Annotated in this window: 15 protein-coding genes and 1 pseudogene; 6 read left to right on the top strand and 10 right to left on the bottom strand. The window is 50.1% G+C overall.

All coding sequences use genetic code 11. The features are described 5' to 3' along the window. Window positions 1-17 precede the first annotated feature (17 nt). Together EUZ85_RS19115 and EUZ85_RS19120 are read left to right on the top strand one after the other, a co-directional pair. Window positions 18-485: a copper chaperone PCu(A)C gene (locus EUZ85_RS19115; protein WP_127970939.1), complete on the top strand. Its 468-nt coding sequence runs from the start codon at window positions 18-20 to the stop codon at window positions 483-485. 86 nt (window positions 486-571) lie between these two features. Further along, a complete protein-coding gene (locus tag EUZ85_RS19120; protein ID WP_127970941.1) occupies window positions 572-1,102 on the top strand; it encodes a hypothetical protein in 531 nt (176 codons plus the stop codon). A 5-nt stretch (window positions 1,103-1,107) separates the two neighbouring features. Here the strand turns inward: EUZ85_RS19120 and EUZ85_RS19125 are convergent, their stop codons facing one another. From EUZ85_RS19125 to EUZ85_RS19150, 5 genes and pseudogenes are all read right to left on the bottom strand, one after another. Further along, on the bottom strand, window positions 1,108-1,815 hold the full coding sequence (locus tag EUZ85_RS19125) for a Crp/Fnr family transcriptional regulator (RefSeq protein WP_127970943.1): 708 nt from the start codon (window positions 1,813-1,815) through the stop codon (window positions 1,108-1,110). 200 nt (window positions 1,816-2,015) lie between these two features. Further along, entirely contained in the window at window positions 2,016-2,435 is a 420-nt protein-coding gene (locus EUZ85_RS19130) for a CAP domain-containing protein (RefSeq protein WP_246842209.1), read from the bottom strand. 214 nt (window positions 2,436-2,649) lie between these two features. Then, on the bottom strand, window positions 2,650-3,117 hold the full coding sequence (locus EUZ85_RS32040) for a DUF4573 domain-containing protein (RefSeq protein ID WP_210408480.1): 468 nt from the start codon (window positions 3,115-3,117) through the stop codon (window positions 2,650-2,652). A 52-nt stretch (window positions 3,118-3,169) separates the two neighbouring features. Continuing rightward, window positions 3,170-4,294, bottom strand: a pseudogene (locus EUZ85_RS32045) (trypsin-like serine protease); the annotation flags it as partial. Window positions 4,295-4,770: 476 nt separating this feature from the next. After that, complete coding sequence (locus EUZ85_RS19150) at window positions 4,771-6,051, bottom strand: YncE family protein (RefSeq protein WP_127970945.1); 1,281 nt, start codon at window positions 6,049-6,051, stop codon at window positions 4,771-4,773. 748 nt (window positions 6,052-6,799) lie between these two features. Here EUZ85_RS19150 and EUZ85_RS19155 point away from each other — a divergent pair. After that, a complete protein-coding gene (locus EUZ85_RS19155; RefSeq protein ID WP_127970947.1) occupies window positions 6,800-7,426 on the top strand; it encodes a response regulator transcription factor in 627 nt (208 codons plus the stop codon). Window positions 7,427-7,473: 47 nt separating this feature from the next. On the opposite strand, the gene EUZ85_RS19160 is transcribed toward EUZ85_RS19155, so the two are convergent. After that, window positions 7,474-7,893 carry a hypothetical protein gene (locus EUZ85_RS19160; RefSeq protein ID WP_127970949.1) on the bottom strand — a complete coding sequence of 140 codons (420 nt, stop codon included), beginning with the start codon at window positions 7,891-7,893 and terminating at the stop codon, window positions 7,474-7,476. A gap of 272 nt (window positions 7,894-8,165) precedes the next feature. Continuing rightward, on the bottom strand, window positions 8,166-8,813 hold the full coding sequence (locus tag EUZ85_RS19165; RefSeq protein WP_127970951.1) for a PP2C family serine/threonine-protein phosphatase: 648 nt from the start codon (window positions 8,811-8,813) through the stop codon (window positions 8,166-8,168). Between the two features lie 107 nt (window positions 8,814-8,920). Here EUZ85_RS19165 and EUZ85_RS19170 point away from each other — a divergent pair, with 107 nt between their 5' ends. The 3 genes from EUZ85_RS19170 to EUZ85_RS19180 all read left to right on the top strand — a co-directional run bounded on the left by EUZ85_RS19170 (window position 8,921) and on the right by EUZ85_RS19180 (window position 10,271). Then, window positions 8,921-9,382, top strand: a complete 462-nt coding sequence (locus EUZ85_RS19170) for a pyridoxamine 5'-phosphate oxidase family protein (protein ID WP_127970953.1) — start codon at window positions 8,921-8,923, stop codon at window positions 9,380-9,382. A 128-nt stretch (window positions 9,383-9,510) separates the two neighbouring features. Further along, window positions 9,511-9,972 (top strand): hypothetical protein, encoded by a 462-nt coding sequence (locus tag EUZ85_RS19175; protein ID WP_127970955.1) that lies wholly within the window; start codon window positions 9,511-9,513, stop codon window positions 9,970-9,972. After that, complete coding sequence (locus EUZ85_RS19180) at window positions 9,966-10,271, top strand: hypothetical protein (protein ID WP_127970957.1); 306 nt, start codon at window positions 9,966-9,968, stop codon at window positions 10,269-10,271. The genes EUZ85_RS19175 and EUZ85_RS19180 overlap by 7 nt, the downstream gene beginning before the upstream one ends. Window positions 10,272-10,382: 111 nt before the next feature. Here EUZ85_RS19180 and EUZ85_RS19185 read toward each other — a convergent pair whose 3' ends face one another. Genes EUZ85_RS19185 through EUZ85_RS19195 form a run of 3 tightly spaced genes read right to left on the bottom strand, consistent with a single transcriptional unit; the run spans window position 10,383 to window position 11,804 of the window. After that, the gene (locus EUZ85_RS19185; protein ID WP_127970959.1) at window positions 10,383-10,592 is read right to left on the bottom strand and encodes a hypothetical protein; all 210 of its coding nucleotides are present in this window, start codon (window positions 10,590-10,592) and stop codon (window positions 10,383-10,385) included. Beyond that, a complete protein-coding gene (locus EUZ85_RS19190; RefSeq protein ID WP_127970961.1) occupies window positions 10,589-11,299 on the bottom strand; it encodes a lysozyme inhibitor LprI family protein in 711 nt (236 codons plus the stop codon). Before EUZ85_RS19190 ends, EUZ85_RS19185 begins: the two co-directional genes overlap by 4 nt. Then, the gene (locus tag EUZ85_RS19195) at window positions 11,283-11,804 is read right to left on the bottom strand and encodes an NUDIX hydrolase (protein WP_127974519.1); all 522 of its coding nucleotides are present in this window, start codon (window positions 11,802-11,804) and stop codon (window positions 11,283-11,285) included. The genes EUZ85_RS19190 and EUZ85_RS19195 overlap by 17 nt, the downstream gene beginning before the upstream one ends. Window positions 11,805-12,473: the final 669 nt, after the last annotated feature.

The following is a 12,473-nucleotide window of genomic DNA, read 5'->3' on the forward strand; positions in this document are numbered from 1 at the left end:
GCACCTGAAATCTCTCAATGATGATGAAAAAAAGCCTGATCCAAGCCCTTCTCGCCACCACCCTGATGTCCTCGCCAATGCTTGTCTCTGCGCAGAATGAAAGCGCGCAGACGGTTGAAGCCAACAACGCCTGGATTCGTTTTACACCGGGAACCATTCCCATGGCGGGCTATTTCACGCTCAACAATCCATCCGACCAGACGGTCACTATTACCAGCGCGGAGAGCGTGGACTTCGGCCATGTCATGATGCATCAGACAGTGAATGACGACGGTCAGATGAGTATGCAACACATGGGAGAAGGCCTTGCCGTGACGGCAGGAAGCCAAATCTCGTTCGCTCCCGGCGGCATGCATCTGATGTTGATGCAGCGTCAGCGCCCGCTGAATCCCGGCGACCATGTCAACGTCACCCTGAATCTTGCCGATGGCGGCGCGGTTTCCGTGGAATTCGAGGTCAAACCTATTTCCTACGAAGGCCCCTGACACAATCCTGTTCCCCCGCCTTTCGTTCAAGCGTATAGGCGTATCCTTGTCTACACTGGATAGGAATGCGAACAAGGGAGTTGGACATGCAGCGCCTCGCCATATGGGTTTTCGCCCTTGCCCTGCCCGGCTGTGCGGGACAAGGATACTCCAATACACACCGCCCCCATGTGGATATGGCGGTGCATCCCGCCTGGTATGACGGCGAGCGCATTTACTACATCACCACAGACGTCTCTGATCGGGATATGGCGGAGATGATGCAGGCCAATTACGCTCCCCGCTTGAGAGACGCAATTCCAGATTACCCTAAGCCGCCTCAGGTCCGCACCGTACTGGAAAGGGTCTACCGGGTCCGTAATGTCGACCAGCCCAGTATATTTCCCTCCGCGCCAAAGCCCTTAGGCTCGCAAAGCGTCAACATACAATACAGTCCATTGTGGCTGATGTATGAAGTCGTCTGGAAAACGGGCGTCGCTCCTGTAGAGCTTAAATCCGAGGAACAGATTTTCGTGGCGGAGAGTCAGGGAAAGCTGGAGATACATCGCACCGACATTGTGGTGAACTGCCCTGTGGTGCGTTATCAGGGTAAGCGCATTGACCGCTATGAATGGTGATCCGTTTATTCCAGCATGCCCGCCTGCGACTTCAACGCATCCATGTCCAGGATCTGTATTTCACCATAGGACGTGGCGATAAGCCCTTTCTGCTCCAGCTCCTTAAGTATCTGGTTAACCGTTTGTCTGGACACCCCCAGCATCATGCCCAATTGCTCCTGCTGAATGTGTATCACGCGTCGCGCCTGCCCGCTGAAGTCGCCATAACCTTCCGCCATCACCACCAGCCTGCGCGCTAATCGCAGAGGCGCCGGCAGCAGGGTGGCGTCTTCCACCGCGCGAAACGCCAGGCGCAGTTTGAAGCAAAGCAGCACGCCGAAGTCCCGCCAGAAATGCGGCTTCGCCGCCAGCAGAGATTCCAGTCCTTTTTGCGACAAATGCAACAAGGTTGTCGGGGTTTCCGCCAAGGCGCTGTGAGTACGGTCCAGTCTGTCAAACAGGGCGATTTCTCCGAACCAGTTGGGAGGCTCCACAAACGCCAGAATCGCCTCTTTGCCATTTTCATTGACGCCAGTGACTCTTAACGACCCTTTCACCACAGCGTAAATACCGGCGGGCTTGTCGCCGCGTCGAAACAGAAATTCCCCCGATCGAAGCGTCTTAATTTGCGCCAGATTCAGCAGGTCGGTCTTTAAATCTTCTGGAATAGCGCGAAACCAGGCTCCGCGGTTTAGCAGGTCGTAATACTCGTGGGTGGACGGCTTGTCAGGCATGGCGCAGCGCTTATTATTGTGGGGTGATGGCAATGAAATTTTGCGCGATTCAGGCACAGATCTTACAAAACTTCGATATCAATTGCGCGCTTATCGTTGGAAAGTCCGCCGCAAAGGGCCGGTAATCAGGAAAGGAGTGGTAACAAGAGAAAAAGACCGCGCCGCAGGAGGGTCCAGGCGGCGCGGTGTGAAGGCTGGACTTATTCCCCGCCGAACACGGAGGTCCAATAATGCGGATAACTGGCCGAGGACGTGCTCACTTTCTTCGCGCCCATTTCGGTGTACTCCGCTCCCATGATATTGGAGCAATGACCCGGGCTCTTCAGCCACCCAGCCATAACTTGCTGTGTAGACTCATAACCCGCTGCGATGTTCTCGCCTACGCGCCAGGAGTTATAGCCTTCCGCGCGAGTGCGATCGCCAACCTGCGAACCATCAGAACCGGTATGGCTGAAGAAGTTGTTGTTCACCATATCTTCAGTGTGCTTGGTCGCCGCGGCGCCCAGCTTACAGTTCCATACCAGAGGCTCTGCCGCCGGGAAGTAGGCTGAACCACAGTTACGGCCCTCGCTACGCGCTTTATTGTGCGCTTCCAGCAGGGCTTTTTGCGATTCAGTCAACTCGCAATCATCTGGATTAGTAGGGTCTGTGGGATCTGTAGGATCGGTTGGATCTGTAGGGTCGGTTGGATCTGTGGGGTCGGTTGGCTCACCTGGCTCGTTAGGATCATTAGGGTCATTTGGATCTGTCGGAAATCCAGGATCGTCCGGATCGATTGGATCAGTTGGATCAGTTGGATCAGTTGGATCAGTTGGATCAGTTGGATCAGTTGGATCAGTTGGATCGTTGGATCTGTTGGATCTGTCGGATCTGTCGGATCTGTCGGATCTGTCGGATCTGTCGGATCTGTCGGATCAGTTGGATCAGTTGGATCGGTTGGATCGGTTGGATCTGTCGGATCAGTTGGATCAGTTGGATCAGTTGGATCAGTTGGGTCCGTTGGATCTGTCGGATCAGTTGGATCGGTTGGATCTGTCGGATCAGTTGGATCGGTTGGATCGGTTGGATCGGTTGGATCGGTTGGATCTGTCGGATCAGTTGGATCGGTTGGGTCCGTTGGATCTGTCGGATCGGTTGGATCGGTTGGATCGGTTGGATCGGTTGGATCGGTTGGATCAGTTGGATCAGTTGGATCAGTTGGATCAGTTGGATCAGTTGGATCGGTTGGATCGGTTGGATCGGTTGGATCGGTTGGATCGGTTGGATCAGTTGGGTCCGTTGGATCAGTCGAGTCATCATCATAAGAGGCGGTCAACGTCACGCCGCTATAGCGCAAATAGCCGTGCAGCATGATGTGATACACGCCAGGTCTCACCACCAGATCGTCACAGACCTCTTCATTGCCATTTTTGTAGGGACGGCAATCGTATTCGGTCAGGGTTGGATCTTCTTCCGCTCTGACGTACAGGTCAACGTCTCCACGACCGCCTTCGATCTTAACGGAAAGATGCTTGGCGCCTTCAGGCACTTCAATGGTGTAGTACACCTTGCTGTCGGATACGCCGCTCAAATCGTCGATTGGCTTACCGTTGCCCAGCACATTATCGTCGTCGCCATCGCCATCATCGGGGCCGTCTGGATCATCCGGATCGCCGGGATCAGGCGTGTCGCCGCCGACATAGGAGGCTACCCAGTCTTTGAAGCTGGGCGCGGCGGTGTATACGCCGTATTTTCCTGGTCTTGCGCAACCATCGCCCCAGCTTACGATACCCAGCTGACGGAACTCGCCGGCCTGGTTAACAAACAAAGGACCGCCGGAGTCGCCCTGACAGGAGTCTTTCCCACCCTGCTCCAACCCCGCGCACAGGTTATAGTCATAGATAGCGCCGTCGCCGTAGGCCATGCGACACTCATCGAGAGTCACTACCGGCACATCCACTTTCTGCAGGACGTCCGGAGAGCCGCCGCCTTCGCGCAATGCGCCCCAGCCAATCACTGTCACATCACTGCCGGGCATAATGTCATTCGGGTCGCCCAGAGTAATACGGGTGTACTTCTCGTCCACTTTTTCCGACAGCTTCAGCAAAGCGATGTCATTTTCCAGAGTCTGTTCATTAAACTCCGGGTGATTGATCACCTCCACCACTTGGATTTTCTGTGCGTCGCGCATGTCGTTCTGATCGTGAAGACCGATGACGGCTTTGAAGCTTTCAGCGGAAATGCCGGCGGTACAGTGGGCCGCGGTGAGCACATAATAATCATCTATTACCGACGCGCCGCACCACTGGCCGCCGTTGTATTGCAGATACACCATAAAGGGAAATTCGCCCTCGGCGGCGTCTTCACCGCCGACGATCTTGGGCGTCAAATTGCGATATACGCTTAGATCTTCCGGCGCGCTTGGGTTCGCGTAGCTCGCGCCGCTAAAGGTGAGGCCGGCAATCATCCCTGCCAGCAGGTTCTTTTGAAACGGTTTCATAGTTCTATCAGTTCATTGGCGATTGGTGTTAATAACATCAGGCAGCTTCTTCTAGATTATTCAACAACTGCTACCTGCTTGATTCTGAACGCTAATTTCGGGACACAATGACGCTCCCGCAACAGCAAACCAAATCGGCGCCCAGCCTGACCAAGCTAACACGCTCACAAAGAGGCCTACAATTCGGACAGATATGCTAGGAACCAGGGCCTACCCGCGGCGTCTGTGAGAGTATCGGCAAGACTAGAAACGACAGGGGTTTCAGCCAGGGTCGATACAAATGAGACTAGACTCTAATGCATCGAATAAGCGGCGAAATCTGATAAGAAAAAGGGATATGCAACTATGTGATTGTGTCTCGGGTTTTCGGCGATATGTGACTGATGAAAAAGAGAAAATTGCTCGTTACGAACAATTGTTGAGGAAATGTTTGTAAAGACGCCGCCCAGATGGCGGCGTCTGGTACGGAAAGCGGATTATCCCTGTACTGGGTCCAAGCTGTTCAACACGGATTGCGGGGCTTTCCCCATCCGGGAGCGTTGTGGGAACTCGCCCACGGGAATGCGGGCGGCTTCTTGGGTCGTGTCGTAGTCAAACACACCAACCGTGCCCTCCACGCTATTGGAAACGAAGCAGTAGGAACCGTCGGAGCTAGTCGTCGCCCAATATGGAAGATCGTAGCCATCCATAATGCGATCCGTCGCCAGGGTTTCCGTGGAAATGATCGCGACATAGTTATCGATGGTTCCCGCCAGACAGAGTTTCTTACCGTCGCCGGATAGCGCCAGACCATGGTGCGCCGAGTTTTTCGGGAAATCGTCATAATTGGGATAGTTAGCTTTGCCGAATTCGCTGGCGGGCATTTCCACCGTATGAGTAATAGCGCCCTGCTCCAGATCCACTTTCACAAATCCACGCAGATAGGAAAGCTGGGCGTACAGGGTTTTCTCATCCGGCGTAAACACATTGGGACGCACTCCCTGGGGAAACTTGATGGTGCGCAACAACTGCAGGGACTCCGCATCGACAATGCGCAATGAACGCTCCCCTTTCATGAAGTTCAAGGCGTGAGGCAGCAATACGTTGCCGATACTGGTGTTGTAAATGCGCTTGCCGTCTGGGGAGAAATCGTTTTGATGAGGAAAGTCTCCTGTGGCGAATTCGCCTGTGCGTCTGCCGGTGACGGCGTCTATCAGAAAGGCTTTCTTGGATGTGGAATCTGATACAACCAGCGTCCCTCCATCAGGGGAAAGCGCCGCGTGGTCCGCATGAAACCCCGGCGCCGGATGCCGCCACAGCATGCGATGTCCCGGCGCGGTGAGATCGAATGCCGCCACATCGCCCAAGTAGCCGCGGGATACATACAGCACTGTTCCGTCGGGGGACAGGAAGACATCGTCAACATTGCGTTCGCCGCCGTTTTCATTAATAAACGCATCGTACAGCAGCTTCAGAATGCCCATCTCGCTGATGCGTTCCTCTTTATCTTCCGTCACATTCACCGAACCCAGATTGAGAAAGGTGTATGGGTCGATAAAGCTTACCGTCCCGCTTTGCGCATTCCCCACTAATAGCACATCCCGCATTTCCGAAGCGGCCGCTGGCGCCTCCGCCCTCGCTACACCAGAAACGCCCAGCGCCAACGCAATAGCCGTCACGCTTAACGCCAGTTTCTTGAATCGCCTCTTCAGGCCACTGCCACGACTATTCCCCTTGGCGTTTACCGCCCTCACCAGACCCGTTTTATTCTTGCGCATCGTTTCAGCTCCTTGATCTTGCATGCTTTATTAGGTCTTTCCTGGTACGGCTCACCTCTCCAGTAATGATGTAAAAGAGCTCTTTAACAGAAAGCGAAAACCACCGCCGCCCGATATGAACAGGGTTCAAATAAGCTCAACCCGACTAACACTAACTGCACTCAACAAAGTGATACTGTCGCCTTTCCGACTTTTTTTGGCGGAGCGATACAGTTCAGGAGCGATTTGCGCCTGATTTGAGATTGCCCTTCGCCGACTCTGTAGCAGATTACCGTTTGAGAGATCTCTTGTTTGACTATTAACTCTTGTTAATTCATATTATTTCCGGGATTTCAATCAGCAGTGTCATCATGTATGCGAAGGGAAACGCAATGCCAGCACGTCGAAGAATCACTCCACTTCTTGTTTTATCACTCATCCTCGCCAGTAAGTTCGTGACGGTGAGTCTCAGCCATATCCGAATCCGGCAATAATATTGCCAAACATCAAAGCGCACAAAAAAGCAACGTCTACGAAACGATCACCCACATTAGAGTTTTTTTCTAACTAACCAATATCGTTATTCATAGAAAAAGTTGCTTATTTATAGTGTTGCACAGGAGACGAAGATCTAATAAAGCCGTCTTTCCCCTGGAAAATATGTTTGTGAACGGTTCTAAGGAGGCGCCTCAATATAGATTGGACTGAATGGACAAAGGCGTAACGCCGAAACCTTTGATTAACTTTATTCAGCTAATTATTTAACAATATGGAAAATATAAAAATTTTAATAGCCGATGATCATCAAGTATTTCGGCAGGGGCTAATTTCTCTTATTAGCAATAACTCAGACATAGAGATAGCGAATGATTGTGATAACGGCACAGAGGCATTAACTTTTATTGAGAATCTTAAACCAGACATTGCTATTTTAGATGTTTCCATGCCGGGGATGAATGGTCTTGAAGTTATGTCACATGTTTTGGAGGAAGGTCTCAACACCCGAATTATCTTTCTCACTATGCATAAAGAAATTAAGATCATCGACCACGCGATGGCTCAAGGAGCATCAGGCTATTTACTTAAAGACGAAGCGTTTGAGCATCTTTTGAGCGCTATCGAGCTGGTTTCACAAGGCAAAATATATCTTTCTATAGAACTGAATAGCGAATTAGCCACCTACCGGTCAAACAGATCCCATGAAGGTTTAACCGCGAGAGAAGCGGAAATTGTCCACTATATTTCCAATGGGCTTTCCAATAAAGAAATTGCAAAAGAGTTACATATTTCACCAAGAACAGTCGATACGCACAGAACGCGACTCATGAGAAAATTGGGGCTACACCGAGCTACTGATTTAGTGCGGTATGCTATTAAAGAAGGATTAGACATATAGTATCAAAAAGATGCAGCCTGATTCAGGCCGCATCTTTTTTAAGGATTCTATTCGGACTCTGGCTCTAACTCCATACCATTTATACTTCCAAGCCTGGATAGAAAAAAGCAACCCGTGATACTAGCCGCATCGTTTCCAGTATTTTGCATAACACCAGTAAAATTATTTACACCTGTATTTTTAGCTGCATAGACCGTATTGTATGTATTATTACTCTGATACTGAATAATCAGCACATGATCAAGCTTAACTTTCTTCTCCAAATACCTGCCTGATCCACCCCCTGAAGTTGCGAACACGCCTTTACTTTCGGAGGCGTCGCTGGATTCTTCCGTAAACGTTAAAACTGACGCCTTATTAGTGCCATCGCACCCATAATCATAAGTCAAGGTCCATTTTCCAGACATGTCCGCCATCGCGGATGAAGACAAAAAAGTCATAGCAATCATTGCAAATAATTTTTTCATAAGAAACTACTCCTTTAGCAGTTAAAGTGGCGATATAACATTTAATTCACTCCCTTTAAGCTACAAGTGCTTTTTGAATTAAATGGCGCGACTTGAACTTTATCCTGTGAGTCAGACCTTGTATTTCGAGTGAATACTGTATTTAGTGTAAGGAAGATGCTCTAAGTATTAATCAGATAAGTAGCTTCTTCGGAGTAACTATCACTTTATTTGACCGCTTTTAACGGGCCGCTGAGGCAACGAATTGAGCCTGCTTTATAGAAGGCTGACATTTACGACTGGCGGATCACAATAATCGATAAATCATCCGCCAATGCCCCACTTTTATTGCGCGCCAAATCAGCAAACTGCGACGCCGTCGCACCGGCGGAGTTCACTAACTGTTTGATGTGCGACCAAGGGGCGTAATTGAAAAAACCGTCGCTACCGACGACTAATACTCCCTGGAGAATCATCGGACCAAAGCCGATAGGAACCGCTTCGCCGCTCCCTAACAGAGGCTTACGTCTTTGCAGTTGCGTCAATTCATACACAAATTCCGGATGAAACAGCCAACATTGAGAGTCGCCGACACTGGCGCCAATCACTTCGCCATTGGTGACTTTACCAATCGCCGCCGTCGTCTCACCCAAAGGGGACATAGCCGCGATTTCCTGATCCCAACGCCGCAAATAACACTCAAGCTCATCTGGTGAATGCAGGTCTTCTTCAAGCAACTGTGAAAATGCATCGGCCACATAGTCTGAAGCCTCTTTTCCGCCGGCCCCATCAGCGACGCAGAACCAGATGCAACCGTCTTTTTCGTGTACAAAAAGAGCATCCTCACCGTGCGCGGACTGGGCTTCAAGGTAGTGGGAAAAATCGAACGGGGAGAATACATCCATGATGGCGTTATACTCTGGAATGTGGTTGAATTTCATAGATTTTTCATAGTGATAGTATAATCGCCGCCTAACGGACTTTTCTCTTAAAGCTTGGCAATATCGCCAAGGAAGAAGCTCGGCTTAATACTTAGATGGACTAACTTATGAAACTGGATATTCAGGAATACGCCAACAAAAGCGTACTTTGCTGGCTGGCTACATCAAGTCTTGAGGGAGAACCCAATGTCTCGCCGAAAGAGATTTTCCTCGCCCTGAATCCCACAACATTATTAATCGCCAACATCGCCTCTCCCATCAGTGAACGCAATATCCGCGCTAATCCCAGAGTTTGCGTCAGCTATATCGATGTCTTTGAGCAAAGAGGCTGCAAAATAAAAGGCGATGCGCGGGTAATCGAGCCTGCAGCTCCAGAGTGGAATGACTATCTGAACCAACTTAAAACCCTGGCGGGAGAGAGCTTCCCCATTAAAAACATCTTTGAAGTCAGCATCTCCAGATCCGCCAATATTCTCGCCCCAAGCTACCTGCTTTTTCCTGAGGTAAACGTTGAACAGCAGATTGAAAGCGCGAAGAAGGCCTATGGGGTGAAAGTTGAGGCAGATTGACTTGCAACCTTGATATCTGATGAACCTCTCACCTATCCCATCCGCCAGATCACATTTGCCTGCAGCTTTTTGTACCATTCGCCTCTGCAGTAAAGACAAGCGGCTAAAGGAGTTAGACAGAATCAGTTATGGCGATAATACTCGGGATTCATTCAAATGTAGCTTCTGGAGAGTATACCAGCGGTCACGCGTGGATATCTGTAACTGAAGCAGGTATAACCACCCGTTATGGCTTATGGCCTGACGCTCATCCCAAAACAGTGGACAATGGAGTTGGCACTGATATAAGGAAGAATATGGAGCCTCCCACAGGAGTTGCAAATCGCTATTATCAGCTAACACCAGAGCAGACCAATACACTCAGGAACTTACTACTTCAGAATGTAACATGGACCTATACCAACACCTGCGCCTCCTGGGCCAGCGAAGTGGTCTATCAGGCTACAGGAAAAGATGTTGACGCTGACGACTGGGGCGGTTTTGAAACGCCACGAGAGCTGGGAACAAATATCGTCCTTTTAGAGGCCAAAGATCCCACAAGTAAAACCAAGCCCAAAATTCTCAAAAATGCTGGATTAAGTTCATGGTAAGAAAAGCCCTGCTAATACTGTCAGTACTAACAATGATCACAGGATGTAACACTGAAATGAAACCAATAGATAAGCAGAGTTTGGAAGCTAAACTCGAAGATAGCATCAATAATTCAGCGGAGTCCTGGTGGTATGCTGGAACCAAAGATGGCAAGCATGTAATCGCCATAAAGAGGCCCATGTCAGAAGAGCTATTTGCTATAGACTCTCAAAGCCTTGAAATTACAATTCCCGAGTTCGCCTTCACCAGTGACGAAGGCAGTTGGGTGAACATTAAGGCGACAGATTTTAAGTTCTAGGACTGGCCGTTTCAGGCCCAATCACACACAAATTCCCACTCCTTTTCAAATCCTTGGGCGGTCAAATAACCACTGATGATCGTCATCAGCCTTTCCACCCAAAATGGGACGTTAGCATCGTAGAGTTTTCCTACTCTCGCCATCAGCAATGGACTGGTCCAGCATCCACCAGAAGAACTCTGCTGCTCCAGTTGCTTGCTCCGGCGCCACCACCGATGCGGCGCCTTGTGAAAGGCCGACGACAAAGGGGTCGCCGTATCGTTGGGCATAATGCTCCATGACTTTTTGAGCGGGTTCATCCCGACCACTGAAATCTATCATTTCGCACCACTCAAAACCTGCAACGCTTTCGGCGACTCAATGGCGAAACGATCTTTTGCGATAGAGCCTCTGGCGCCACAGTAATAGGTACGGCAGGCGCCGTCGACATCCTCGAACACTAAAGATTCATCTTCCAGATAAATGCGGAAAACACATTGTCCCACATCCAGGTCACGATATTCGTACACGCCGCTTTTCGCCTGCAATGCTTCACCTTCGACGTTACAACTGTGACCATTCGCGTGATTGGACTCGTAGGCGAACTGCAGCACGCCGCCATTATCGCTGTTGACCTCCAGATAGTCGGGAACCTGCGGCGCATCTACCTCGCCCACCAGTTGGCGCTCATATCTAGCGCGGAATAAGCCCTGCGCGCCGCTTAACTTGCCGAGCAGCTCAATGCGTCGCTCATAGGCGTTGCGCAGGCAGTCTACGTCTACACACAGGTTGCGCGTCTCTTTCAACCACAGTGTCTGGCTGAATTTTATCTCTTTACCGAACTGAGACTCTCTGGCCTGCTTGTATGCGGCGGCCAGCTGCTCGTCCAAGTTAGACAGGTTTTCGTCTTCGCATATCAGCGTTTCAACGCTGGACGAAGCTTGAGCGCAATCAAAACTGGCCGCGGCGCATATCGCGCCGTCAAAACACAGGAACGCTGCGCCGACGGATACAAGTCCAGTCCTGCGTAGCTTAGAAATCAATTTCATGTAAGCTGAATTTACCTTTATCCAAATCTTCAAAAAACCGCATCAGTCCATATTTTACGGTATAGAAGCCCACCTCATCCCAAGGCAGATCATCTTTATTAAACAATTGCGTCTCGGAGGTCTCAGGACCATGAGGGCCGGTATCCTTCAACTCCGCCAGATACAGCATATACACCTGATTGGCGTGCGGCAGATTGGCCACCAGAAACAGATCCTGCATCGCCACGATAGCGCCGGATTCCTCCATGGTCTCCCGTTTTGCAGCGTCCCGGGTGCTCTCACCATTCTCCATAAATCCCGCCGGTACAGTCCACATTCCCAACCGCGGCTCAATAGCCCGCTTGCATAACAGTACTTTGTCGCCCTGGTACACCAGACAACCGGTTACAACTTTTGGATTCTGATAATGAATATAACCGCACTGACCGCAGATATGACGGGGATGACTATCGCCGATGGGAGTGGCCAGACTGACGGAGCATCCGCATTGATTGCAGTACTTAATCTCCACTGAACTACACCTCTCATGATGAGTATTAAGTCGCTTGAGACTGACTGGAATTCAACCAAAAATCAATCTCGGCAAGTATTCACACTCTCTCTGCGGCCGGCATTGTAGCGGGTGGCGAACTGGCAAGCCCGTAGTTTAAATATATGGGTTTGGGGGATTTGATTACGTTGTTTGATCTTTCCTGATCTACCTCAGCCATTGCTTTGGTCTCGCTCGAACGTCTTCCCAACTTAGATTACGTCCCTCCCCATACGCAGACGACAAACCCCGTAAACGCCATAGACACATACGACGCCTATCAGAGGCGCAAGAAGTACTTTCGGATTTGAAAAATCAGTTTGGACCCATTTAGTAACGATGGGAATTGCGAGCACGGCAAATACGGAAATGCCTAATATGTGTACAGACACTGGCGTTCGTGAGTTTTTAAAATACTTCATTCTGCGCAGTAAACTACTGGCGCTAATGGCGAACATTCCCCAAAACACAAATATCAGACCTAAATAAGTCGCTTCCCTGGTGCTGTGAAGTCCAAAAACCGCCCCCGCTACTCCCAATACACTTATGACAACAAAAAATACCGCTAAATACATGTGCTACCGACCCACTTTCCCTTATCACTGTCTTCCAATTCAGCCGTAGCGTTTCCAGTTCAATACTTCA

The organism is Hahella sp. KA22, assembly GCF_004135205.1.
GTDB lineage: Bacteria > Pseudomonadota > Gammaproteobacteria > Pseudomonadales > Oleiphilaceae > Hahella.

Coding starts and splice junctions, on each gene's coding strand:
- EUZ85_RS19180 (WP_127970957.1), top strand. CDS start 9,966: ATGGTAAGAAAAGCCCTGCTAATACTGTCAGTACTAACAATGATCACA.
- EUZ85_RS19120 (WP_127970941.1), top strand. CDS start 572: ATGCAGCGCCTCGCCATATGGGTTTTCGCCCTTGCCCTGCCCGGCTGT.
- EUZ85_RS19170 (WP_127970953.1), top strand. CDS start 8,921: ATGAAACTGGATATTCAGGAATACGCCAACAAAAGCGTACTTTGCTGG.
- EUZ85_RS19175 (WP_127970955.1), top strand. CDS start 9,511: ATGGCGATAATACTCGGGATTCATTCAAATGTAGCTTCTGGAGAGTAT.
- EUZ85_RS19160 (WP_127970949.1), bottom strand. CDS start 7,893: ATGAAAAAATTATTTGCAATGATTGCTATGACTTTTTTGTCTTCATCC.
- EUZ85_RS19185 (WP_127970959.1), bottom strand. CDS start 10,592: ATGATAGATTTCAGTGGTCGGGATGAACCCGCTCAAAAAGTCATGGAG.
- EUZ85_RS19150 (WP_127970945.1), bottom strand. CDS start 6,051: ATGCGCAAGAATAAAACGGGTCTGGTGAGGGCGGTAAACGCCAAGGGG.
- EUZ85_RS19165 (WP_127970951.1), bottom strand. CDS start 8,813: ATGAAATTCAACCACATTCCAGAGTATAACGCCATCATGGATGTATTC.
- EUZ85_RS19115 (WP_127970939.1), top strand. CDS start 18: ATGATGATGAAAAAAAGCCTGATCCAAGCCCTTCTCGCCACCACCCTG.
- EUZ85_RS19155 (WP_127970947.1), top strand. CDS start 6,800: ATGGAAAATATAAAAATTTTAATAGCCGATGATCATCAAGTATTTCGG.
- EUZ85_RS19190 (WP_127970961.1), bottom strand. CDS start 11,299: ATGAAATTGATTTCTAAGCTACGCAGGACTGGACTTGTATCCGTCGGC.
- EUZ85_RS19125 (WP_127970943.1), bottom strand. CDS start 1,815: ATGCCTGACAAGCCGTCCACCCACGAGTATTACGACCTGCTAAACCGC.
- EUZ85_RS32040 (WP_210408480.1), bottom strand. CDS start 3,117: ATGATGATGACTCGACTGATCCAACGGACCCAACTGATCCAACCGATC.